Genomic DNA, 22,782 nt, shown 5'->3' with positions numbered 1-22,782 from the left:
ACAAACCCGCGTGAAAGAGGCGATTACCGGCCGTGTCGACCCAGCAGACTTCGCAGGAGAACCCACTGGCGGGTTTCGGCCCGAACGAGTGGATCGTCGAGGAGATGTACCAGCGGTATCTCGCCGATCCCAGCAGCGTCGACCCGGCCTGGCACGATTTCTTCGCCGACTACCGTCCCGGCCAGAGCACAGCGGGCACCGGTGACGGGCGGCCGGCCACCACCGCCGCGACCACGGACGCCACCCCGGCCAGGACCGAGCCGACGGCGAAGAGCGAACCGGCGGCGAAGGCCGAGCCGGCGGGCAAGGCGGAACGCGGTACCACGGCGGCGACGTCGAAGCCGGCGCCCGCCGCGAAGCCGACCACCGCGAAGCCGGCCAAGGCCGAGCCGGCGAAGAGCCAGCCGACCCGGACCGCGCCCACCGCCAACGGGCCACAGACCACCCCGCTGCGCGGAGTAGCCGCCAAGATCGTCCAGAACATGGATGCGTCGCTGGCCGTACCGACCGCGACGAGTGTCCGAGCCGTGCCGGCCAAGCTCCTGGTCGACAACCGCATCGTGATCAACAACCACCTCGCCCGGGGCCGCGGCGGCAAGGTCAGCTTCACCCACCTGATCGGCTACGCCCTGGTGCGGGCGCTTGTCGCGCACCCCGAGATGAACAACTCCTTCGCCGAGGTCGACGGCAAGCCGGTGATGGTCCGCCCCGAGCACGTCAACCTGGGCATCGCCATCGACCTGACCAAGCCGGACGGCAGCCGCAACCTGGTGGTCCCCTCCATCAAGGCCTGCGAGCAGATGGACTTCCGGCAGTTCTGGCAGGCGTACGAGGACGTCGTCCGGCGTGCCCGGCGCAACGAGCTGACCATGGAGGACTACTCCGGCACCACGATCTCGCTGACCAACCCCGGCGGCATCGGCACGGTGCACTCCATGCCGCGCCTGATGCAGGGCCAGAGCGCGATCATCGGGGTCGGCGCCATGGAGTACCCGGCGCCGTACCAGGGCATGAGCGAGGCCACCCTGGCCGAGCTGGCGGTCAGCAAGGTCATCACACTGACCAGCACGTACGACCACCGGATCATCCAGGGCGCGCAGTCCGGTGAGTTCCTCAAGGTCATGCACGAGCTGATGCTCGGCGAGCACGGCTTCTACGACCAGATCTTCACCTCGCTGCGCATCCCCTACGAGCCCGTGCGCTGGATGCGCGACGTCGCGGTCGACAGCGAAGGCCAGATCAACAAGACGGCCCGGGTGCACGAGCTGATCCACGCGTACCGGGTGCGCGGCCACCTGATGGCCGACACCGACCCGCTCGAGTTCAAGATCCGCAAGCACCCGGACCTGGACGTCCTCCAACATGGGCTGACCCTCTGGGACCTGGACCGCACCTTCCCGGTGAACGGTTTCGCCGGCAAGCAGCGGATGAAGCTGCGCTCGATCCTGGGCGTGCTGCGCGACTCGTACTGCCGGCGGGTCGGCATCGAGTACATGCACATCCAGGATCCGGAGGAGCGCCGCTGGATCCAGGAACGGGTCGAGCGCAAGTACGAGAAGCCGCCGGCCGGCGAGCAGAAGCACGTGCTCAACCGGCTCAACGCCGCCGAGGCGTTCGAGACCTTCCTCCAGACCAAGTACGTCGGCCAGAAGCGCTTCTCGCTGGAGGGTGGCGAGTCGCTGATCCCGCTGCTCGGCGAGGTGCTGGAGTCCGCCGCCGAGAGCGGACTGGACGAGGTGGTCATCGGCATGGCCCACCGGGGCCGGCTCAACGTGCTTGCCAACATCGTCGGCAAGCCGTACGAAAAGATCTTCTCCGAGTTCGAGGGGCACCTGGACCCGCGCTCCACCCAGGGCTCCGGCGACGTGAAGTACCACCTCGGCCAGAACGGCAAGTTCACCACCCCCGACGGCGACCACGCCGTGAAGGTCTCGGTGGTGGCGAACCCGTCCCACCTGGAGGCCGTCGACCCGGTGCTGGAGGGCATCGTGCGGGCCAAGCAGGACCGCATCGATCTCAAGTTGGAGGGCTACACCGTGCTGCCGCTGGCGGTGCACGGTGACGCGGCCTTCGCCGGTCAGGGCGTGGTGGCCGAGACGCTCAACCTCTCCCAGCTGCGCGGCTACCGCACCGGCGGGACCGTGCACGTGGTGGTCAACAACCAGGTCGGTTTCACCACCGCCCCGGAGTACAGCCGCTCCAGCCTCTACAGCACCGACGTGGCCCGGATGGTCGAGGCGCCGATCTTCCACGTCAACGGCGACGACCCGGAGGCCGTGGTCCGGGTCGCCCGGCTCGCCTTCGAGTACCGTCAGGCGTTCAACAAGGACGTCGTCATCGACCTGGTCTGCTACCGGCGGCGCGGGCACAACGAGGGCGACGACCCCTCGATGTCCAACCCCCAGATGTACCGGATCATCGACTCGAAGCGCTCGGTCCGCAAGCTCTACACCGAGGAGCTGATCGGGCGGGGTGACATCACCGTGGAAGACGCCGAGGAGTTGCTGCGCGACTACCAGGCACAGTTGGAGCGGGTCTTCAAGGCCACCCGCGACGCGGCCAGCACGCCACGCCAGCTGAGCCGCCCGCCCCGGCAGGACGAGCCCGAGCCGCAGGTGGAGACCGCGACCGAGGCGTCGGTCATCAAGGCCATCGGTGAGGCGCACGTCAACCTGCCCGAGGGCTTCACCCCGCACAAGCGGATCCAGCAGCTACTCGACCGGCGGGCCCGGATGGCCGTCGAGGGCAACGTCGACTGGGGCTTCGGCGAGATCATCGCCTTCGGCGCGCTGCTGCACGACGGGATCACCGTCCGGCTCGCCGGGCAGGACTCACGTCGGGGCACTTTCGTGCAGCGACACGCCTCCGTCGTCGACGCCCAGACCGGCGACGACTACCTGCCGTTGCAGACGCTGACCGGCGACGGCGAACGTTCCCGGTTCTTCGTGCACGATTCGCTGCTGTCCGAGTACGCGGCGATGGGCTTCGAGTACGGCTACTCCGTGGAGAACCTCGACGCCCTGGTCTGCTGGGAGGCGCAGTTCGGCGACTTCGTCAACGGTGCCCAGACGGTGATCGACGAGTTCATCTCCTCCGGCGAGGTGAAGTGGGGCCAGCGCTCCGCGGTCACCCTGCTGCTGCCGCACGGCCACGAGGGTCAGGGGCCGGACCACACCTCCGGCCGCCCGGAGCGCTTCCTCCAGCTCTGTGCCGAGGACAACATGCGGGTGGCGAACCCGACCACCCCGGCGAACTACTTCCACCTGCTGCGCCGCCAGGCCCTCTCGCCCAAGCGCAAGCCGCTCGTGGTGTTCACACCGAAGTCGCTGCTGCGGCACAAGCTCTGCGTCTCGTCGGTGGAGGACTTCACCACCGGCACCTTCTCCCCGGTGCTGGCCGACCCGGCGGCCGGCAACCCCGAGCGGGTCAAGCGGGTGCTGCTCTGCTCGGGCAAGGTCTACTACGACCTGTTCCAGGCCCGGCAGGAGCGCGGCATCAGCAACACGGCGATCATCCGGCTGGAGCAGCTCTACCCGATGCCGGTGGAGGAGATCCGGGCCGCGCTCGCGCAGTTCCCGAACGCGGAGGACTTCGCCTGGGTACAGGAGGAGCCGGCCAACCAGGGCGCCTGGTCGTTCGTCGCGCTCAACCTGCTGGAGCACCTCGACGGTGTCCGGCTGCGCCGCATCTCCCGTCCGGCCGCCGCGGCTCCGGCCGTCGGGTCGGCGAAGATGCACGAGGTCGAGCAGAACGCGCTGATCGAGGCGGCACTTCCCCGCCCCTGACGAGAACTGACCCGGTCCCGTCCCGCCCTACGGTGGGGCGGGACCGGCCGGCTTCACCGGGGTTCCGGTGAGGAAGCGAGTAGGACCATGTACTTCACCGACCGGGGCATCGAGGAACTGGTCGAGCGGCGCGGCGACGAGCAGGTCAGCCTGGAGTGGCTGGCCGCCCGGCTGCGTGACTTCGTCGACGTGAACCCGGAGTTCGAGGTGCCGATCGAACGGTTCGCCACCTGGCTGGCCCGGCTCGACGACGAAGACGACGACTGATCGCCGGGCGGCCACCCCGGCTGGCCCGGGTGGGCGGGTCCGAGGACCCACGCGGGAACAACCCTGATCTTGTAGCGTGAGTGCCGTGGCCCGCAGCGTGTACCTGACCAGTGTCGGCTCGGGCGGGGGGAAGTCGACGATCGCCCTCGGCCTCGCCGAGTTGTTGTCCCGGCAGGTCGGCGGGATCGGCGTGTTCCGTCCGCTGGTCGCACAGGATCGCCCCGATCCGATCCTCACCCTGCTCAGCGAGCGTTACCGGGTGGGGTTACCGGTGGCAGACCTGAACGGCACCACGTACGCCGAGGCCACCGCCCTGGTCGCCGACGGTCGTCGGGAGGAGTTGATCTCCCGGATCGTCGAGCGCTACCGGGACGTGGAGCGACGGTTCGCGGCGATGGTCGTGGTCGGCAGTGACTTCGCCACCGCCGGTGACACCGCCGGTCCGCGTGAGCTGGCCTTCAACGCCCGGCTGGCCACGGAGTTCGGCAGCGTCGTGGTGCCGGTGGTGGACGGCTACGGGCAGCAGCCGGCGGCGATCGCCGCCGCCGCCCGGGGCGCGTACCACGACCTCGCGGACCTCGGCGCGACCGTGCTCGCGGTGCTGGCCAACCGGGTCCCCGGGGCGATGGCGCTGCCCCGGCTGCCGGTCCCCGCGTACGCCATCCCGGAGGTGCCGAGCGTCTCCGCGCCGACGGTGGCGGAGGTGGCGGGGGCGCTGGGCGCCACGCTGCTGGCCGGTGACGAGACCGCGCTCGCCCGCGACGTGCTCGACTACGTCGTCGGTGCGGCCCACGTGCCGACCCTGCTGGAACACCTGACCGAGGGCGCGCTGCTGATCATGCCGGGTGACCGGGACGATCTGCTGGTGGCGGCGAGCGCCGCACACGTCGCCGGTCAGGTGTCCCTGGCCGGGTTGGTGCTCACCCTCGGCGTGCCGCCCGATCCGCGGGCGATGCGTCTGGTGGAGGCGCTGAACGCCCGGCTCGCGGTGCTGTCGGTGACCAGTGACAGCTACCACACGGTGGCCGCGTCGAGCCGGATCGAGGGTCGGCCCAGCGCCGGGAACCCCCGAAAGGTGGAGGCCGCGCTCGGTGCCTTCGAAGCGCATGTCGACACCGTCGAGCTGGCCGGCCGGCTACGGGTCAGCCGGTCCGCCCGGGTCACCCCGTTGATGTTCGAGTACGACCTGATAGACCGGGCCCGGACCCGGCGGCGGCACCTGGTGCTGCCGGAGGGGACCGAGGAGCGGATCCTGCGCGCCACCGAGATCCTGTTGCGCCGGGGAGTGGCCGATCTGACCCTGCTCGGCCGGCCGGAGGAGGTTGCCCGGCGGGCCCGGGAACTGGGGGTGGACATCGGCGAGGCCCGCGTGGTCGACCCGACGAGCAGCCCGTGGCGCGACGAGTTCGCCGAGGCGTACGCGAAGTTGCGCGCACACCGGGGGGTCACCGCCGAGTTGGCGCACGACATCGTCGCCCAACCCAACTACTTCGGCACCATGATGGTGTGGGCGGGCCACGCCGACGGCATGGTCTCCGGTGCCACGCACACCACAGCGGCGACCATCCGGCCGGCCTTCGAGATCGTCAAGACCCTGCCGGAGGTCTCCGTCGCCTCCAGCGTCTTCTTCATGCTGCTCGCCGACCGGGTGCTGGTCTACGGCGACTGCGCGGTCAACCGCGATCCGGATGCCGCCCAGCTCGCCGACATCGCCATCTCCTCGGCGGACACCGCGGCCCGGTTCGGCATCGAACCCCGGGTGGCGATGCTGTCCTACTCGACCGGGAGTTCGGGCGCGGGCGAGGACGTGGAAAAGGTCGCGGCAGCCACCGCGCTGGTCCGGCAACGCCGACCCGAACTGGCCGTCGAGGGCCCGATCCAGTACGACGCGGCCATCGACCCGGCCGTCGCCGCCACCAAGCTGCCCGGCAGCGCGGTCGCCGGCCGCGCGACGGTTTTCATCTTCCCGGACCTGAACACCGGCAACAACACGTACAAGGCGGTGCAGCGCTCCGCCGGAGCGGTGGCCGTCGGGCCGGTCATGCAGGGCCTGCGCCGGCCGGTCAACGATCTCTCCCGGGGGGCCACCGTGCCGGACATCGTCAACACCGTGGCGATCACCGCCATCCAGGCCGCCGCGCTCGCCGAGGTGCACCCGTGAGCAAGGTGCTGGTGCTCAACAGCGGATCTTCGTCGATCAAGTACCGGCTGTACGACGGCGACCGGGTGCTGGACAAGGGCACCGTCGAGCGGATCGGTGAGCCCGGCGGTGGGCCGAGCGACCACACCGGCGCGATCCGGCAGATCCTGGACGGGCTGGACCTGACCGGCCTCGCCGCCGTCGGGCACCGGGTGGTGCACGGCGGCCAGCGGTTCACCGCACCGACGCTTGTCGACGACGAGGTGCTGACCGCCATCACCGACCTGGTGCCGCTGGCGCCCCTGCACAACCCGGCGAACCTCGCCGGCATCGAGGTGGCCCGCCAGGCCCTGCCCGAGGTGCCGCAGGTCGCCGTCTTCGACACCGCGTTCCACCACACGCTGCCCGACTCCGCCGCGACGTACGCGATCGACCGCGAGGTCGCGCAGCGGTACGGAATCCGGCGGTACGGCTTCCACGGCACCTCCCACGCGTACGTCTCCCGGCGCACCGCGGAACTGCTGGACCGCCGGTACGAGGAGATCAACACGATCACACTGCACCTGGGCAACGGCGCCAGCGCCTGTGCGGTGGCCGGCGGACAGAGCGTCGCCACCTCGATGGGCATGTCGCCGCTGGAGGGGCTGGTGATGGGCACCCGCAGTGGCGACCTCGATCCGACGATCGTGTTCCACCTGCGGCGCGAGGGCGGACTGGGCGTCGACGAGATCGACGACCTGCTCAACCATCGCAGCGGCCTGCTCGGGCTGAGCGGGGTCAACGACATGCGCGAGTTGCTCGCCCAGCGGGCGGCCGGCGACCAGGCCGCAGCGCTCGCCTTCGACGTCTACTGCCGCCGGATAACCGGCTACGTGGGGGCGTACTACGCGCTGCTCGGCCGGGTGGACGCGGTCACCTTCACCGCCGGGGTCGGCGAGCACGCGGCGCCGGTGCGTGCGGCGGCGCTGGCCGGGCTGGACCGGCTCGGCATCACGGTCGACCCGGACCGCAACGCGGCCAGCGGCGACCGGCTCATCTCACCGGACGGCGCGGAGGTCGCCGTCTGCGTGATCGGTACCGACGAGGAGCGGGAGATCGCCCGCGCCGCCCGTGCCGTGGTCAGGGGCGGCGGCTGACGCCGGCCTGGTCAGCCGAAGGCGAGCCAGGTGGCGAGGGCGAGCAGCACCGCGGCGACCACAGCCGCCCCGATGATCAGACCAGTACGCGACGCGGCCTCCGCCGGAGCGGCCTCCGTGTCGACGAAGGCACGGAACGCCTCGGTGTTGCCGCTCGGGTCGGTGTAGTTCTCAGCCATGCCGGGAACCTTAGCGAAACCTGTCCAGCCGGCGTGCCCGGTGCGCCCGTACGCGCCGCGGATGGTGCGGGCACAATCGGAGCCATGTCGCGTCGTGCCGCCTCCGCTCTGGCCGCCACCGCTCTCCTCGCCAGCACCCTGGCAGGCTGTTCCACCGACCGTGAGCCCACCGAGCGGGCGGATGCCCCCACTCCGCAGGCCACTGTCTCCGTCGCGCCCTCGGTCTCCCCGGCGGTCCCTGCCGGCAACGCCCCGGAGGGCACCTTCGCGCTCGGCGTACGGCAGCTGAAGCTGAACCGCGACGGCGACCGACCACTGCCGGTGACCGTCTGGTACCCGGCGGCCGGCCGGGCCGGTGGGCAGCCGGCCAGCGGTGTCGACGCCGCGGACGGGAAGTTCCCCGTGATCATGTTCAGCCACGGCCTGGGTGGCCGTCCCGACGACTACGAGTCGCTGCTGACCCGGTGGGCTTCGGCCGGTTTCGTGGTGGCCGCGCCGACCTTCCCGAAGACCTCCCGTGGTGGCGGCGACCCAAATGTGCTCGATGTGCTCAACCAGCCGGCCGACGTGTCGTACGCGCTGACCCGGTTGCTCGCCCTCGACACCCGGGACGGTGATCCCCTTCGCGGGCGGCTGGCCACCGACCGGGTGGCCGCCGCCGGCCACTCCGCGGGTGCGGTGACCACCATCGGGCTGTTCACCGCCGGCCGCGACGAGCGGCTGGCTGCCGGAATCGTCTTCGCCGGCACCGCCCTCGGGGTGGGCACCGCGTTCGCCGGTGCCGCCGCGCCGCAGCTGTTCGTGCACGGCCAGGCCGACGAGGTGGTGCAGTACGCCGCCGGCAAGGCCGTGTACGACAAGGTGCCGTGGCCGAAGGCGATGCTGAGCCTGCCCGACGGCGACCATGGCCGTGCCCTGCTCCGCGGCGAGGGGGCCGCGCTGCGGGTGGTCGCCGACACCACCACCGAGTTCCTGCGTTGGACGCTCTACGGCGACGCCGAAGCCAAGAAGCGCATCCCCACCGCCGCCTCCCGCGACGACGTCGCCACCCTCGACAACAACCTGTAACCCGCACACCGCCGGATCCACGCCGCACCATCGGGGATGTTGCTGCCTCAGCGGCCGGGCAGCCCCCACCATCGGGGAAAGTGCGCGATCCGGTCGGTCCGGGGACGGATCAGGCGGTGTGGTCGACGACCACCTTGCCGAAGACGTCACCTGAGTGCAGCCGGGCGAAGGCGTCGCCGACGCGGCTGAACGGCACCACGCTGTCGATCACCGGACGCACGCCTCGCTCGGCGCAGAACGTCAGCAGGGCGGCCAGTTCGTCAGGCGTGCCCATCGAGGTACCCAGGATCTCCAGCTGCATGGCGAAGACCCGGCGCAGGTTGACAGTCGGCTCGTGGCCGGCGGTGGCGCCGGAGACCACGATCCGGGCACCCAGGGCGGCCGACTTCAACGAGTGGTCGAAGGTCGCCGCACCGACCGTCTCGATCACCAGGTCGACCCGCTCGGGCAGCCGCGCGCCCGGTTGCACGGCGGTCGCGCCCAACTCGGCGATGCGCTCGCGCTTGGCGGCGTCGCGGCTGGTCGCGTACACCCGCTTGCCGAGCGCGACGGCCAGCACGACGGCCGCGGTGGCCACGCCACCCCCGGCGCCCTGGACCAGGACGGCGTCGGCGTCGGCGACCCGGCCCTTGGTGGTGAGCATCCGCCAGGCCGTCAGCCAGGCCGTCGGCAGGCACGCGGCGTCGGCCGCCGCCAGCCCCGCCGGCAGCGGCAGCAGGTTCGACCTGGGTACGGCCACCCGCTCCGCCAGCGTCCCGGGGAAGTGCTCGGAGAGGATGGACATTCCGCGCGGGTCGCCGGGCGTCGGTACGACGGGGTAGACGACCACCTCGTTACCGTCGGGGTCCACGCCGGCCGCGTCGCAGCCGAGGATCATCGGCAGTTGTTCGGCACGGAGCCCGACGCCGCGTAGCGACCACAGGTCGTGGTGGTTCAGCGAACTGGCCGTGACGCGCAGCGTCACCCAGTCCTCGTCGGGCAGGCGCGGCTCGGGCTGATCACCGACGGTGAGCGCGGCGAGCGGGTCGGCGTCGTCGAAACGGGAGGCGAAGGCGGCACGCATGATCCGCACCGTAACAAGCTGAGCGCCCGTTAAGAAGGGCCCTGTCCACGCCTGGACAGGGCCCTTCGTGACACCTCAGGCGCGGGCCACGCCGTCCCGGCGGGCCGCCTCGGCGACCGCGTCGGCCACCGCCGGTGCCACCCGCGGGTCGAGCGGCGAGGGCACGATGGCCTCGGGCGTGAGCGTCTCGGCCACCACCGAGGCGATCGCATCGGCCGCGGCGACCTTCATGGCGTCGGTGATCCGGGTGGCTCGGGCGTCGAGCGCACCTCGGAAAACGCCCGGGAAGGCCAACACGTTGTTGATCTGATTCGGGTAGTCACTGCGGCCGGTGGCGACCACCGCGACGTGTCGGGCCGCCACCTCCGGGTCCACCTCGGGGGTGGGGTTGGCCAGCGCGAACACGATGCCGCCCGGGGCCATGCCGGCCACCGCACGTTCGGGGATCCGCCCGCCGGAGACCCCGATCAGCACGTCGGCGTCGCGCAGCGCCTCGGCGACGTCGCCCTGCCGGCCGTCGGCGTTGGTCAGCTCGGCGAGTTCGGCCTTCGTCCCGGTGAGTCCGGTGCGCTGCCGACAGATGATGCCCTGGGAGTCGCAGACCACGACTCGCTCCGGGTCCACGCCGCCGGCCACCAGCATCCTGGTCACCGCCACGCCGGCCGCTCCCGCACCGCTGACGGCCACCCGCAGATCCCCGAGCTTGCGGTTGAGCAGCGTCGCCGCGTTGCGTAGCGCGGCCAGCACGACGATCGCGGTGCCGTGCTGGTCGTCGTGGAAGACGGGGATGTCCAACGCCTCGTCGAGCCGCCGCTCCACCTCGAAGCACCGCGGCGCGCTGATGTCCTCCAGGTTGATGCCACCGAACGACGGCGCGAGCGCGGTGACCACCGCGACGATCTCGTCGACGTCCTGGGTGGCCAGGCAGACCGGTACCGCGTCGACCCCGCCGAACTGCTTGAACAGCACGGCCTTGCCCTCCATCACCGGCAGTGCGGCGCTCGGGCCGATGTTGCCGAGACCGAGTACGGCCGAGCCGTCGGTGACGACCGCGACTGCGCGCGAGGCCCAGGTGTAGTCGTGGGCGAGGGACGGGTCGGCGGCGATCGCCTCGCAGACCCGGGCCACACCCGGGGTGTACGCGAGGGAGAGATCGTCCCGGCTGGTCAGCGGCACGGTCGAGACGACGGCCATCTTGCCGCCCCGGTGCAGTTGGAAGACGGGATCAGCAGGGTCCACGGTGGACGAAGACATGGTGACTCCAGAAAGATCGAGCAGCTGGGCCGGCCGGTCGGGCGCACGGTGAGGCGAGCGAGCGGCGGCGGTGCGGGGGGTCACCCGGGCACTTCCGAGCATAGTCAGGCTCAGGGGTCCAGTATGTGAGCAGGTTCATAACGGTCTTGGCGGCACCCGGCCGGGCCGGGGCCAGTACCGGGCCACCACCCGGCCCTGCACGTCCGCCACGCCGTAGCTGCGGGAGTCGTCGGTGACCAGGCCGTTGTCACCGGACAGCCACCAGCCGCCGTCGACGGGGCGGACGGCCCGTTTGACCACCAGCAGGTCCGGTCGAGTGCGGAAAACCGCAATCACCACGTCACCGGGCCGGGTGGCCCGGCCGCCCCGGCGCACCAGCACCGCGTCACCGTGACGCAGCGTGGGTGCCATGGAGGGTCCGGTCACCAGCACGGCCGACAGCGGCCACCGCAGCCGGGTGGCGGGCACGGGTTTCACCTCCAGCCCCCTCGGGGACCACCGTCCAGGAGTAATGTCGTCTTGGATCATCGCAAACTTCCCATGGAGGATCCCGATGCGACTTCCACGCATCCTTGCGCCCCGCGTGAGCGCCAGCGCCCACTGCGACCTGCCCTGCGGCGTCTACGACCCCGCGCAGGCCCGCATCGAGGCCGAGTCGGTGAAAATGATCTGCGAGAAGTACCAGGCCAACACCGACCCGGAGTTCCGCACCAGGGCCATCCTGATCAAGGAGCAGCGGGCCGAGCTGGTCAAGCACCACCTCTGGGTGCTGTGGACCGACTACTTCAAGCCTCCGCACTTCGAGAAGTACCCGCACCTGCACCAGCTGTTCAACGAGGCCACCAAGCTGGCCGGTGCCGCCGGTGCCAAGGGCGCCACCGATCCGACCAAGGCGGACGAGCTGCTTCAGAAGATCGACGAGATCTCCAAGATTTTCTGGGAGACCAAGCAGGCGTGAGGTCGCCCGCGTACGGCACCTGAACCTGGTTCATCGCGTCGGCGGTCGGCGCGTCCCCAACGGGACGCGCCGACCGCCGACGCGTTGTGGCCCTCGGATCCCCGTCCGGGCGGTGCCGTGCGGTCCGGCCGCGCCGCCGGGCCGCCGCACTGACCGTCGTCAACCGCGTGGCGGCCCGAGCGGGTAGAGTCCCCGACCGGGGGGATGAGTGGTGACTCAACTGACCGGCCAGCCGACGACCGATGACGACATCGTGCACCTCACCGTGCCCGCGGACGGCGGATATCTGAGCGTTCTCCGCACCGCCACCGCCGGTCTCGCGGCACGGCTCCAGTTCGCCCTGGACGAGATCGAGGATCTGCGGATCGCGGTCGACGAGGCGTGCGCGATGCTGCTCGCCATCGCCGCCGCGGACGCCGAACTGGACTGCCGCTTCGCGGTCACCGAGGACGCACTGACCGTCGAGGTGACCGTGCCGACGATGCCGGGCGCCCGGCTGCCGGCGGAGTCGTCGTTCGCCTGGAAGGTGCTCACCGCGCTGACCACCTCGGCGGGGGCACGGGCGAGCGACGGCCGGGCGACCATCTCGCTGCTCACCCGACGCGCCTCCGGCTGGTGACCGGGCGCCCGGGTCAGCTCACTCGAAGCCCAGGGCGCGGGTGGTCGGCGGGCTCACCAGCAGCCAGGTGACCCCGACGCCGAGCGCGATAAGTGGCACGCCGAGCCAGCCGAGCCCGCCCTGGATCATGAACCAGCCGATCGGCAGCAGCATGAGCTGAAGCACGATGGCCGGCGCGCGGGCACCGGCCCGCCGTCGGAGCAGGGCACCGCCCAGCGCCCAGAGGGCGACCGCGGCACCGACGGCGAAGGCCGTCACCAGCAGCGCCGACGTCAGGTGGGTGGTGGTGGCGGTCAGATCCGCGAAGATCAGCCAGGCGGCGACCAGCCCGACGGCGACCGCCTCACCGCGCAGCAGCCGGACCGCCCAACGGAGCGTGACGGGCGTCGGGTCGGAGTCGATGGTCACGCGGTCACGATACCGGTGACGGCGCGGAGTACAGTGCCGCCCATGCGGGCCGTCCTGCTGGTCAATCCGAAGGCCACCACCACCAGTGAGCGCGCGCGTGACGTGCTCGTCCGAGCGCTGCGCAGTGAGGTCGACCTCTCCGTGCGCTACACCCGCCAGCGCGGCCACGCCACCACGCTGGCCCGGGAGGCCGCCGAGGAGGGTGTCGACGCAGTGGTCACCCTAGGTGGCGACGGCACGGTGAACGAGGTGGTCAACGGGCTGATGACGGCGACCACCGCGGGTGGTGCGGAACCGACCGCCGACCGGCTGCCGGCCCTGGCCACCGTGCCCGGCGGCTCGACGAACGTCTTCGCCCGTGCGCTCGGCCTGCCCCGGGAATGGCCGGAGGGCGCCAGCATGATCATGGAGGGACTGCGGCTGGGCCGACGCCGCACGATCGGCCTCGGCCGGGCCGACGATCGCTACTTCACCTTCTGCGCCGGATTCGGGCTCGACGCGGCGGTGATCCACCGGGTCGAGGAGGCTCGCCGCCGGGGCCGGGTCTCCTCCCCCTCGCTCTACTTTCGGGCGTTCACCGCGCAGTTGCTGCTGGGCAACGAGCGACGACACCCGGCCATCCAGTTGGAACGGCCGGGCGAGACGACCGAGGGCGAGCTGGCCACGATCATCGTGCAGAACACCGCTCCGTGGACGTACGTCGGGGACCGGGAGGTCAACCCGAATCCGGCCGCGTCGTTCGATCTGGGGCTCGACGTACTGGCCCTGCGCCAGCTCGGCGTCGCCAGCACGACACGCACCGTGACGCAATTCTTCTCTCCGACGCCCGATCCACACGGTCGCCAGGTGCTGCGGCTGCATGACATGGCCGAGTTCACGCTGGTCGCGAGCCGTCCGCAGGCGTTTCAGCTCGACGGCGACTATCTTGGCGAGCGGGAAAAAGTCAGATTCACAAGCGTTCCCGCCGCACTCAGAGTAATCTGTTAGGTCTCCGGTACCACCGGGGTGAGGTAGTCGGCGACATCCCCCGCGCGACGACTGCGACACCCGGGACGGATGCCGGAAATGTCAGCAATGCGCGGCGGACTGTACTATATTGATCCTCGACTGTGATACGACGGGTAGCCGGAGAGATCCGGAACTCGGACAAATGGGTTGTGGGCTTGCTCACCGTCCGGAGTTTTTCCGAGCGCCACCCTTGACATCGCGTGAGTTCGTGAAAGTATTCACAAGCGAACTTGAGTTACCGGGACATTGCCTGGACATGCTCGGCAAGGTGAGCTTTTCCAGCAGGCCCCCCGGGGTTAACAGCCTGCTCACGCATTGCCGAAATGACGGACGCGAACCGTCACCATCGGCAATGCGGATGCATATAGGAAAAGCACCAACAAGCAACATCTGCCACCCATCCAGAATGAGGAGTGTTGCCGCCATGGACTGGCGTCACCATGCTGTCTGCCGCGACGAGGACCCGGAGCTGTTCTTCCCGATTGGGACGTCCGGTCCGGCTCTCCTGCAGGTCGAGCAGGCCAAGGCCGTCTGCCGGCGCTGCTCCGTGACCGACCAGTGCCTGCAGTGGGCGCTGGAATCCGGTCAGGACGCTGGCGTCTGGGGCGGGATGAGCGAGGAGGAGCGGCGCGCCGTCAAGCGTCGCGGCGGCCTCCGGGTGCTGCGCGCTCACTCCGCCTGACCACCACACACACGTACGAAGCGAAACGCCCTGGCCGGCTCAGCCCGCCGGGGCGTTCTGCTGTCCGCCCTGAACCACCGTTCATGGCCCGCAACGTCACCGACAAATGCCGACTCCGCAGATATCGCCGTTGCGACCCGGGCTGACGTCACGTGCTCTTTTGCGTCGGTACGGAGAGTCAGGTGTGCGTCGACGTAGTGGTTACCCGGCGGAGTATCAGGTCCACGAGATCCGGTACATCGGTCAGCGGGGATGCCACCGCGACCGCGCCGGCATCCCGGGCAGCCGCCGTCACCGCGTCGTGAAACAGCCCGGGGGCCAGGAAGTAGGCCGCCACGGCCACCCGTCGTGCGCCGGCCGCCCGCAGTCGGGTCACCGCCGCACCGGCATTCGGCGGTGCCGCCGAGGCGTACGACACCCGGGTCGGCACGTCCAGGGCCGCGCCCAGTGCGGCGGCCACCCGCCCGACGGACCCCCGTGCCGCGGCGTCACGGGTGCCCGCAGCGGCCAGCACCACGGCGTCGCACCGACCCGGCCGCGACTCGCCGAGCCGCCGCCGCAACCCGGCCAGCAGCGCCGGGTCCACCTCGCCCCGCACCGGCCCGAGCACGTCGGTGACCCGCACCTGGATCGGCGGGCCGGATCGCTGGGCCGCCGCCACCGCTGCCGGGATGTCGACCCGACGGTGATAGGCGGCGGTCAGCAGCAGCGGCACCAGCACCGCCCGGGAGTACCCGGCGGCAACCAGCCCGCGCAGCGCCTCGGTCGGACCAGGCTCGGTGTGGTCGAGCCAACTCGGCAGCACCGGCGTACCGGGGCGGGCGGCGGCGACCGCCCGGGCCAGAGCCCTGGTCGCCTCGGCCGCCCGGGGATCGCGACTGCCGTGGGCGACCAGCAGCAACGGATCGTCACCCGACCGGTGCTCGCCGGTCGGGCCGACGCCTCCGGTCAGACGTGCAGCCCGCACTCGGTCTTCTCGAACATCGCCCAGCGACCGGCCCGGGAGTCCTCACCGGCTCCGGTCCGCCGGGTGCACGGCCAGCAACCGATCGAGCCGTAGCCGCGCCGGAACAGCTCGTTGACCGGGACGTTCCACCGGGCGATGTACGCGTCGACGTCCGCCTGCGTCCAGGCGGCGATCGGGTTGACCTTCACCTTGCCCCGACGCGCGTCGAAGGTGACCACCGGCGTGTTTGCGCGGGTCGGCGACTCGTCGCGACGCAGGCCGGCGGCCCACGCGTCATAGTCGGTAAGCGCCCGCTCCAGCGGCTCCACCTTGCGCAGCTGGCAGCATTCGTCCGGAGACCTGTTGAACAGCCGCGGTCCGTACTCACCGTCCTGTTGACCCACGGTGAGTCGCGGCCGGATGGACCGGACGTTCACCGGGAGGGTGCGGGCCACCTCGTCGCGGACGGCGAGGGTCTCCGGAAAGTGCAGCCCGGTGTCGAGAAAGACCACATCCACCCCGGGTGCCACCCGGGAGACCAGGTGGGCGAGGACGGCGTCGGCCATCGAGCTGGTCACGCAGAACCGCTCCCCGAAGGTCTCCGCCGCCCACCGCGCGATCTCCGACGCGGGCGCGCCTTCCAGTTCCCGCCCGGCCCGTTCGGCAAGCGTCCGCAGCTCGTCCGGGTCGCGTCGGGACGGATCAGCGGTGGCCACGGCGGTGGTGCCGACCAGGCCCAGACCGGCGGCGGAGACCAGGGCGCTCACCGGTTCACCGCCTGGGAGAGCAGGCCGCTGAACCTGACCGTGAAGACCCGCGCGCAGGCGTGGCACTCCCAGGCGCCGTGCCCGGCCTCGCTCGGCCGCAGATCCTCCTCGCCGCAGTACGGGCAGTACAGCGGCACGGAACGAGTCTCACCACTCATCGCAGTTCCTCCTCGTCGACCCGAATCACCCAGTTGGCGAACGTCTCACCCTCGGTCCGGCCGGCCAGGTAGCGAACGGCCAGCCGCTCGACGTACCCGGGCAGTTCCTCGGCGGTCGTCTTCAGGCCACGCAGCTTGCGCCCGAATCCGGCGGTACGCCCCTCGGCCATGCCGAGCCCACCGCCGAGATGCACCTGGAAGCCCTCCACCTGACGGCCGTCCGGCCCGGTCACCAGCTGCCCCTTGAGGCCGATGTCCGCCACCTGGGTGCGGGCGCAGGCGTTGGGGCAGCCGTTGATGTGGATGGAGATGTCCGCGTCGAAGTCGCGTAGTCGCTGCTCCAGCCGGGCCACCAGCTCCTCGCCGCGCGCCTTGGTCTCGACGATGGCGAGCTTGCAGTACTCGATGCCGGTGCAGGCCATGGTGCCGCGCCGCCAGGCCGACGGTTGGGCCTCCAGGCCGATCTCGCGCAGGCCCGCGACCAGCGACTCCGTCCGCTCCGGCGGCACGTCGAGCACCAGCAGCTTCTGGTACGGGGTGAGTCGTACCCGCTCGCTGCCGTGCGCCTCGACGACGTCCGCGAGTTGGGCGAGCTGGCTCCCGGAGACCCGCCCGACCACCGGGGCGGCGCCGACGTAGTTGCGGCCGTCACGCTGGCGGTGTACGCCGATGTGGTCGATCGGCCGCTCCGGCAGTGCCGGGGCGGGGCCGTCGAGCAGCGTCCGGCCGAGGTACTCCTTCTCCAGCACCTCCCGGAACTTCGCCACCCCCCAGTCGGCGACCAGGAACTTCAGTCGGGCCCGGTGACGCAGCCGGCGGTAGCCGTAGTCGCGGAAGATGCCCACCACGCCGGCCCAGACGTCGGGTACCTCGGACAGCGGTACCCAGGTGCCGAGCCGCTGGGCCAGCATCGGGTTGGTGGACAGGCCCCCGCCGACCCAGAGGTCGAAGCCCGGGCCGTGTTCCGGGTGATCGACACCGAGGAAGGCGATGTCGTTCGCCTCGTACGGGGTGTCCACCAGCCAGGAGATCGACGACTTGAACTTGCGCGGCAGGTTGGAGAACTGCTTGTCGCCGACGTACCGCTTGACGATCTCGTCGATGGCCGGGGTGGGGTCGATCCGCTCGGCCTCGGCGACCCCGGCCACCGGGCTGCCCAGCACGATCCGGGGACAGTCGCCGCACGCCTCGGTGGTCTGCAACCCGACCGACTCCAGCCGCCGCCAGATCTCCGGCATGTCCTCGACCCGGATCCAGTGGTACTGGATGTTCTGCCGGTCGGTGACGTCCGCGGTGTCCCGGGCGAACTCCCGGGAGATCTCGGCGATCGTCCGCAACTGGGTCAGGTCGAGCTGGCCGCCGTCGACGCGTACCCGCAGCATGAAGTACTCGTCTTCAAGCTCGTGCGGCTCCAGCACGGCGGTACGCCCGCCGTCGATGCCCGCCTTCCGCTGGGTGTACAGGCCCCACCACCGGAACCGGCCGCGCAGGTCCTGCGGGTCGATGGAGGCGAACCCGCGGTGGGCGTAGATGTTCTCGATGCGGGCCCGGACGTTGAGCGGGTCGTCGTCCTTCTTGATCCGCTCATTGGGGTTGAGGGGCTCTCGGTGCCCGAGCGCCCACTGGCCCTCACCACGGGGGCGCCGGGGCGCCCGCGGCGGGCGGGCCGGAATCTCGCTGACTGCCATCGCGGCGTCCTCCGTTGTCTGCTGCGCCTCGGTGGGGCTGGGCGGGCGCGACGACCGGTTCCCGGAGGGACCGTGGACAGCGATGTCTCTGCACGGCCGGCGCGCTGCGTGCCCGAGGCAGGAATGGTCGGGCGTCGTCAGTGAGCCGGACAGATGGCGCTGCGTACGCGGCCGTAATCGACGTGGCGGCGAGCCACGAAGCGGCGGACGACAGCGGCAGTCATGGACGTCATGCTGCCACACCTCGGGCGGGGCAGCCAATGGTGACGTGCGTGATCCCACATCACGGGCGGTCGCTGCCGGCTCCCCCGAGCGTCACCGTGTGGCAGGCTCGCGACGTGGGGCATTTGTCCGATAGGTCGATTCCGGCGGCCGGGATCGGCGTCCGGCTGAGCGGAGGGCGGCTGCGCTCGGTACCGGTATGGCTGGCACCGGCGACGGTCACCCTGCTGGCCACGCTGGTGGGGCTGGACGCCGCCCAGCCGTGGCGCGACGAGTTGGCGACCTGGAGCGCCGCCACCCGAGAACTGGGCGGCCTGTTCCGGCTGGCCGGCACCATCGACGCCGCCACCGGCCCCTACTACCTGTTCATGCACGCCTGGTTGGCGGCGGCCGGTGACTCGGTGGCCGCACTGCGCCTGCCCTCAGCCCTGGCCATGGCCGCGACCGCCGGCCTGACCGCCGTACTCGGGCACCGACTGTGGGACGCCCGGGTCGGCACCCTCGCCGGCCTGCTGTTCGCGGTGCTGCCCGGCACCTCCCGGTACGGGCAGGAGGCGCGGCCGTACGCCCTGGCCAGCGCACTCGCCGTGCTGAGCACGCTGCTGCTGGTCGCCGGGCTGCAACGCCCCACCCGGCGGCACCTGATCGGCTACGCGGCGGCGACCACCGCGCTCGGGCTCACTCACCTGGTGGCGCTCACCCTGCTCGTCGCCCACGCGGTCGCCGTACTGGCCAGGACCGTCCGCGCCGGTCCCGCCGCCGGCGCGGATGCCGGCCGGAGTGACGGGCAGCGCAGCGCCGGGAAACGGCAGTCGCCAGCGCCGGGCCGCGTGCTCGGGTACTGGTTGGCCGCCCTGGTGCCGGTGGCGATGGCGGTGGTGCCGCTGGCCCTGGTGGCCAGCGGACAGCGGGGACGGCAGCTCGACTGGGTGGACGCCGCCCGCCCTGGGGACCTGGCGGCGCTGGCAGGTGGGGTGGCGCAGAGCGGTGTGGTCGGCGGTGTGCTGATCGGGCTCGCCGCGCTCGGCGCGGCCCGGGCCGGCCGTCGGGCACTGCTGCCGCTGAGTTGCGTCCTGGCACCGGTGCTGCTGCTGTTCCTGGCCGGGTTGGCCGTTCCCCTGTGGGTGCCCCGCTACCTGGTCTTCGTGGTGCCGTTCGGTTGCCTGCTGGCCGGCGCGGCACTCGCCTCCGCCCGGCTACCCGCCGCGCTGGCGGTGGTGATGCTGACCGGCCTGCTCGGCCTGCCCGAGCAGGCGGCCCTGCGCCGTACCCACGAGTGGCCGCGCACCGCAACGGTGGACTACCGGGCCACGGCCGAGATCATCGCGGCGGGCCAGCGTCCCGGCGACGCGGTGGTCTACTCGCCCCGGGACAGCTGGCTCTTTCTCGACCTCGGCCTGCGCTATCACCTGGGCGGCCGAATCCCACGGGACGCGTTGCTGGCCGAGGGGCAGGAACGCCGAGGTGACCTGTGGGCCGCCGAATGCGACCGCCCGGCGGAGTGCCTGGCCGGAGTCGACCGGGTCTGGCTGGTGTTGGCCGGGCGGCGATCCGATCCCCTCGCCGCCGTGCCCGGCGCCAAGGGGGACGCGCTACGCGAGCGCTTCACGCTGAGCCAGGTGTGGCCGCGTGCCGGTGTCACCCTCGCCCTGCTCACCCGGCGCGGTTGACCGGATTGGCCGGAGCGGTGTGGGCGGAACGGGTCACCCGCCGCTGCGGCCCTCGGGGGCGCTGCGCGCCGCCAGCGGAAGGGCCAGAAACGCCTCGGTGCCGCCGTCGGCGCCGGGGCGCAGCTCGATGGTGCCGCGCAGCTCCCCGGTGACCAGCGCCCGGACGATCTGCAACCCGAGCTTCGCGCCGCCCTCGGCTTCGAATCCCGCCGGCAGGCCCCGGCCGTTGTCCGCGACGGTGACATGCAGCATCCGGCGGAGCCGGTGCGCCGAGACCACCACCTCGGGCTTCGGCGGGCCGACTGTCACCGGGGCGTCGTCACCGGCCGGCGGGAAGCCGTGTTCGACGGCGTTGAGCAACAGCTCGTTGAGCACCATCACCAGTGAGGTGGCGATCTCGGCCGGCAGCACGCCGAAGGTGCCCGTACGGCGCATCGCGACGCTCACCTCGGTCGCCGCCACCTCGGTCGCCGCGTTGGCCACCCGGTCGACGATCCCGTCGAACTCCACCGCCTCGTCGCTGGACATGGCGAGCGTCTCGTGCACCAGCGCGATCGACGCCACCCGGCGTACCGACTCCTCCAGGGCCACCCGCGCTTCCGGCATGGACACCCGGCGGGCCTGTAGCCGCAGCAGCGCCGCCACCGTCTGCAGGTTGTTCTTCACCCGGTGGTGGATCTCCCGGATGGTGGCGTCCTTGGTGATCAACGCGCGGTCGCGTCGGCGTACCTCGGTGATGTCGCGGACCAGCACCAGCGCGCCGATCGGCACCCCGGCGGGCATCAGTGGCAACGCTCGGGTGAGCATGGTCGCCCCGCGCGCGTCGATCTCCCGCCGTGGCGGCGCCTCGCCGCGCAGCGCGGCGAGGATGCCGTTCGCGGCCTCCGTGCCGTCCAGGGGATCACCGGCCAGCCGCCGGTGCAGCGCCGCGAGATCCTCACCGACCAGGAGCGAGGCGTGCCCCAGCCGGCGGTACGCCGACTGCGCGTTGGGGCTGGCGTAGGTGACCTTGCCACCGGCGTCCAGCCGCACCAGCCCGTCACCGACCCGTGGCGCCGAGGTGGTCTCGCCCGGGTGCCGGGGCGGCGGGAAGGTGCCGTCGGCGATCATCTGCGCCAGGTCGTCGGCGGTGGTCAGGTAGTTCAACTCCAACTGGCTGGGCGTACGCGCGGTGGAGAGGTTCGTGTCCCGGCCCACCACGGCGATCACCTCGCCGGATTCGCCGTCGGCCGTGCGCAGTCGGACCGGGATCGCCTCGTGCCGGGCGGGCACGTCGCCGTACCAGACCGGGTCGCCCTCCCGCCAGATGCGTCCCTGCCGGTAGGCGACCTCCAGGTGCGCCACCTCCGGGCCGCCGACGATCCGCCCCACCTGGTCGTCCTGGTACGCGGTGGGCGCGGTGGTCGGGCGGACCTGGGCCACGCAGAGGAAGCTGCCCTCGCCGTCCACCGGAACCCAGAGCAGCAGGTCGGCGAAGGAGAGGTCGGACAGCAACTGCCAGTCACCGGCGATGCGGTGCAGGTGGTCGATGTCGACCCGACGTAGGCGGGTGTGCTCCTCGGCGAGATCACGCAGCGTTGACACGCCGACCAGCGTGCCACGCCGACCATCACATCGTCGCGGTGACCTTCTTCAACCCGCGCGGTGCGTCCGGATCCTCGCCCCGGGTCAGGGCGAGCGCCAGCGCCAGCCGCTGCAACGGCAGGATGTCCAGCAGCGGGGCGTACCGCTCGTCGACCTCGGGCACGGCGAGGCGGGTGGCGCCGTCGATCTCGGCGGAGCCGACCACGACGACGTCGGCGCGGCGCTCACCGAGCCGGGGCAGCACCTCGCCCATCGACCGCCCACCCGGCCCCGAGCCGACCACCGCCAGCACCGGCACGTCCGGGTCGGTCATGGCCAGCGGCCCGTGCAGCAGGTCCGCGCCGGAGAAGGCCAGCGCCGGCAGGTAGGAGGTCTCCATCAGCTTCAGCGCCGCCTCCCGGGCGGTCGGATACGCGTACCCCCGGCCGGTGGTGACGATCTGGGCAGCGAAGCGGTAGCGCGGCGCGAGCTGAGCCGCGACGGGGTCGGTGAGGGTGCGGGCGGCCAGTTCGGGCAGGTCGGCCAGGGCCCGGCGCTCCTCGGCGGGCAGCCCGCCGTCGCCGGCCCGGATTCCCTCCACAAGCATCAGCAGGGCGAGCAGTTCGGCCGTGTAGGTCTTGGTGGCGGCGACCGCCCGCTCGTGTCCTGCCGCGATGTCCACGGAGAGTTCTGCGGTCGTCGCCAACTGGGAATCCGGTGCGTTGGTGACGGCGAGGGTGAGCGCACCGGAGTCGCGGGCGGCCCGGAGCACCTCCGTCAGGTCGGGGGATCCGCCGCTCTGGCTGACCCCCACGACCAGGGCCTCGGAGAGGTCGGGCCGGGCGCCGAAGAGGGTGATCGCGCTCGGCGAGGCCAGGCCGGCCGGCAGGCCGAGGCGGATCTCGCTGAGGTAGGCGCCGTACAGCGCGGCGTGGTCCGAGGTGCCTCGGGCGGTGAAGACCACGTGCCGGGGTCGGCGCTCGGCGACGGCCGCGGCCACCCGGGCGATGGCGGTGGCGTGCTCGGTGGAGAGCAACCGCTCGTAACCGGCTGGCTGCTCGTCGATGTCGGCGGCCATGCCGCTACCTGGGCGCGTCACGAAAGCTCCTCCCCTGCGCGATATCCGCGCGATTGCTGCTCAGTCTTGCACCTTTGCGCCAGTATGAGCAATCAAACGAGCAGAAGTGCGCAGTGGATCACC

At 71.6% G+C, this 22,782-nt stretch carries 21 protein-coding genes; 10 read left to right on the top strand and 11 right to left on the bottom strand.

Annotation, left to right across the window (positions count from 1 at the left end; translation table 11 throughout):
* The first annotated feature begins 32 nt into the window (after positions 1-32).
* The 4 genes from Vse01_RS17190 to Vse01_RS17175 all read left to right on the top strand — a co-directional run bounded on the left by Vse01_RS17190 (position 33) and on the right by Vse01_RS17175 (position 7,328).
* The gene (locus Vse01_RS17190; protein ID WP_093405269.1) at positions 33-3,785 is read left to right on the top strand and encodes a multifunctional oxoglutarate decarboxylase/oxoglutarate dehydrogenase thiamine pyrophosphate-binding subunit/dihydrolipoyllysine-residue succinyltransferase subunit; all 3,753 of its coding nucleotides are present in this window, start codon (positions 33-35) and stop codon (positions 3,783-3,785) included.
* A gap of 87 nt (positions 3,786-3,872) precedes the next feature.
* Complete coding sequence (locus Vse01_RS17185) at positions 3,873-4,052, top strand: DUF6104 family protein (protein WP_093405266.1); 180 nt, start codon at positions 3,873-3,875, stop codon at positions 4,050-4,052.
* A gap of 76 nt (positions 4,053-4,128) precedes the next feature.
* Positions 4,129-6,213 (top strand): phosphate acetyltransferase, encoded by a 2,085-nt coding sequence (pta, locus tag Vse01_RS17180; protein ID WP_093405263.1) that lies wholly within the window; start codon positions 4,129-4,131, stop codon positions 6,211-6,213.
* Positions 6,210-7,328, top strand: coding sequence for an acetate/propionate family kinase (locus Vse01_RS17175; RefSeq protein WP_093405261.1), 1,119 nt, complete (start codon positions 6,210-6,212; stop codon positions 7,326-7,328). The genes pta and Vse01_RS17175 overlap by 4 nt, the downstream gene beginning before the upstream one ends.
* Before the next feature lie 11 nt (positions 7,329-7,339).
* Here Vse01_RS17175 and Vse01_RS17170 read toward each other — a convergent pair whose 3' ends face one another.
* Positions 7,340-7,507: a hypothetical protein gene (locus Vse01_RS17170; RefSeq protein WP_170863447.1), complete on the bottom strand. Its 168-nt coding sequence runs from the start codon at positions 7,505-7,507 to the stop codon at positions 7,340-7,342.
* Between the two features lie 84 nt (positions 7,508-7,591).
* On the opposite strand from Vse01_RS17170, the gene Vse01_RS17165 reads away from it, so the two are divergent.
* A complete protein-coding gene (locus Vse01_RS17165; RefSeq protein WP_093405258.1) occupies positions 7,592-8,575 on the top strand; it encodes an alpha/beta hydrolase family protein in 984 nt (327 codons plus the stop codon).
* A gap of 109 nt (positions 8,576-8,684) precedes the next feature.
* Here Vse01_RS17165 and Vse01_RS17160 read toward each other — a convergent pair whose 3' ends face one another.
* From Vse01_RS17160 to Vse01_RS17150, 3 genes are all read right to left on the bottom strand, one after another.
* Positions 8,685-9,647, bottom strand: coding sequence for a zinc-binding dehydrogenase (locus Vse01_RS17160; RefSeq protein ID WP_170863446.1), 963 nt, complete (start codon positions 9,645-9,647; stop codon positions 8,685-8,687).
* 66 nt (positions 9,648-9,713) lie between these two features.
* Positions 9,714-10,892: an NAD(P)-dependent malic enzyme gene (locus Vse01_RS17155; RefSeq protein ID WP_093405256.1), complete on the bottom strand. Its 1,179-nt coding sequence runs from the start codon at positions 10,890-10,892 to the stop codon at positions 9,714-9,716.
* Positions 10,893-11,027: 135 nt separating this feature from the next.
* On the bottom strand, positions 11,028-11,420 hold the full coding sequence (locus tag Vse01_RS17150) for a S24/S26 family peptidase (protein ID WP_093405253.1): 393 nt from the start codon (positions 11,418-11,420) through the stop codon (positions 11,028-11,030).
* A 25-nt stretch (positions 11,421-11,445) separates the two neighbouring features.
* Here Vse01_RS17150 and sodN point away from each other — a divergent pair, with 25 nt between their 5' ends.
* Both sodN and Vse01_RS17140 read left to right on the top strand, forming a co-directional pair.
* The gene (sodN, locus tag Vse01_RS17145) at positions 11,446-11,850 is read left to right on the top strand and encodes a superoxide dismutase, Ni (RefSeq protein ID WP_093405250.1); all 405 of its coding nucleotides are present in this window, start codon (positions 11,446-11,448) and stop codon (positions 11,848-11,850) included.
* A gap of 211 nt (positions 11,851-12,061) precedes the next feature.
* On the top strand, positions 12,062-12,469 hold the full coding sequence (locus tag Vse01_RS17140) for an ATP-binding protein (protein WP_093405509.1): 408 nt from the start codon (positions 12,062-12,064) through the stop codon (positions 12,467-12,469).
* Positions 12,470-12,487: 18 nt separating this feature from the next.
* On the opposite strand, the gene Vse01_RS17135 is transcribed toward Vse01_RS17140, so the two are convergent.
* Positions 12,488-12,877 carry a hypothetical protein gene (locus Vse01_RS17135; RefSeq protein ID WP_093405247.1) on the bottom strand — a complete coding sequence of 130 codons (390 nt, stop codon included), beginning with the start codon at positions 12,875-12,877 and terminating at the stop codon, positions 12,488-12,490.
* A gap of 42 nt (positions 12,878-12,919) precedes the next feature.
* Here Vse01_RS17135 and Vse01_RS17130 point away from each other — a divergent pair, with 42 nt between their 5' ends.
* Positions 12,920-13,864, top strand: a complete 945-nt coding sequence (locus Vse01_RS17130; protein ID WP_093405245.1) for a diacylglycerol/lipid kinase family protein — start codon at positions 12,920-12,922, stop codon at positions 13,862-13,864.
* 445 nt (positions 13,865-14,309) lie between these two features.
* Entirely contained in the window at positions 14,310-14,567 is a 258-nt protein-coding gene (locus Vse01_RS17125; protein ID WP_007072794.1) for a WhiB family transcriptional regulator, read from the top strand.
* Positions 14,568-14,745: 178 nt separating this feature from the next.
* On the opposite strand, the gene Vse01_RS17120 is transcribed toward Vse01_RS17125, so the two are convergent.
* From Vse01_RS17120 to Vse01_RS17105, 4 genes are read right to left on the bottom strand one after another with little or no spacing between them, the layout of a single operon-like run.
* On the bottom strand, positions 14,746-15,534 hold the full coding sequence (locus Vse01_RS17120; protein ID WP_093405242.1) for a sirohydrochlorin chelatase: 789 nt from the start codon (positions 15,532-15,534) through the stop codon (positions 14,746-14,748).
* On the bottom strand, positions 15,516-16,280 hold the full coding sequence (locus Vse01_RS17115) for a phosphoadenylyl-sulfate reductase (RefSeq protein ID WP_093405239.1): 765 nt from the start codon (positions 16,278-16,280) through the stop codon (positions 15,516-15,518). Before Vse01_RS17115 ends, Vse01_RS17120 begins: the two co-directional genes overlap by 19 nt.
* Entirely contained in the window at positions 16,277-16,438 is a 162-nt protein-coding gene (locus Vse01_RS17110; protein WP_139233147.1) for an IS1 family transposase, read from the bottom strand. Before Vse01_RS17110 ends, Vse01_RS17115 begins: the two co-directional genes overlap by 4 nt.
* Complete coding sequence (locus Vse01_RS17105) at positions 16,435-18,126, bottom strand: nitrite/sulfite reductase (protein ID WP_093405237.1); 1,692 nt, start codon at positions 18,124-18,126, stop codon at positions 16,435-16,437. Before Vse01_RS17105 ends, Vse01_RS17110 begins: the two co-directional genes overlap by 4 nt.
* 389 nt (positions 18,127-18,515) lie before the next feature.
* Between Vse01_RS17105 and Vse01_RS17100 the strand changes: the two genes are divergently transcribed.
* A complete protein-coding gene (locus Vse01_RS17100) occupies positions 18,516-20,018 on the top strand; it encodes a glycosyltransferase family 39 protein (protein WP_232511273.1) in 1,503 nt (500 codons plus the stop codon).
* 33 nt (positions 20,019-20,051) lie between these two features.
* On the opposite strand, the gene Vse01_RS17095 is transcribed toward Vse01_RS17100, so the two are convergent.
* Together Vse01_RS17095 and Vse01_RS17090 are read right to left on the bottom strand one after the other, a co-directional pair.
* Positions 20,052-21,602, bottom strand: a complete 1,551-nt coding sequence (locus Vse01_RS17095; RefSeq protein ID WP_093405231.1) for a sensor histidine kinase — start codon at positions 21,600-21,602, stop codon at positions 20,052-20,054.
* 25 nt (positions 21,603-21,627) lie between these two features.
* Entirely contained in the window at positions 21,628-22,659 is a 1,032-nt protein-coding gene (locus tag Vse01_RS17090; protein WP_093405228.1) for an SIS domain-containing protein, read from the bottom strand.
* Positions 22,660-22,782: the final 123 nt, after the last annotated feature.

Origin of the sequence: Micromonospora sediminimaris (genome assembly GCF_016863575.1) — a bacterium.
Classification (GTDB): domain Bacteria; phylum Actinomycetota; class Actinomycetes; order Mycobacteriales; family Micromonosporaceae; genus Micromonospora; species Micromonospora sediminimaris.
This window is presented reverse-complemented; position numbering and strand designations above follow the sequence as displayed.

Bases quoted from the DNA above. Each gene is read 5' to 3' on its own strand.
- Vse01_RS17185 (WP_093405266.1), top strand. From the start codon at position 3,873: ATGTACTTCACCGACCGGGGCATCGAGGAACTGGTCGAGCGGCGCGGC.
- Vse01_RS17170 (WP_170863447.1), bottom strand. From the start codon at position 7,507: ATGGCTGAGAACTACACCGACCCGAGCGGCAACACCGAGGCGTTCCGT.
- Vse01_RS17165 (WP_093405258.1), top strand. From the start codon at position 7,592: ATGTCGCGTCGTGCCGCCTCCGCTCTGGCCGCCACCGCTCTCCTCGCC.
- Vse01_RS17155 (WP_093405256.1), bottom strand. From the start codon at position 10,892: ATGTCTTCGTCCACCGTGGACCCTGCTGATCCCGTCTTCCAACTGCAC.
- Vse01_RS17150 (WP_093405253.1), bottom strand. From the start codon at position 11,420: ATGATCCAAGACGACATTACTCCTGGACGGTGGTCCCCGAGGGGGCTG.
- sodN (WP_093405250.1), top strand. From the start codon at position 11,446: ATGCGACTTCCACGCATCCTTGCGCCCCGCGTGAGCGCCAGCGCCCAC.
- Vse01_RS17130 (WP_093405245.1), top strand. From the start codon at position 12,920: ATGCGGGCCGTCCTGCTGGTCAATCCGAAGGCCACCACCACCAGTGAG.
- Vse01_RS17125 (WP_007072794.1), top strand. From the start codon at position 14,310: ATGGACTGGCGTCACCATGCTGTCTGCCGCGACGAGGACCCGGAGCTG.
- Vse01_RS17110 (WP_139233147.1), bottom strand. From the start codon at position 16,438: ATGAGTGGTGAGACTCGTTCCGTGCCGCTGTACTGCCCGTACTGCGGC.
- Vse01_RS17105 (WP_093405237.1), bottom strand. From the start codon at position 18,126: ATGGCAGTCAGCGAGATTCCGGCCCGCCCGCCGCGGGCGCCCCGGCGC.
- Vse01_RS17090 (WP_093405228.1), bottom strand. From the start codon at position 22,659: ATGGCCGCCGACATCGACGAGCAGCCAGCCGGTTACGAGCGGTTGCTC.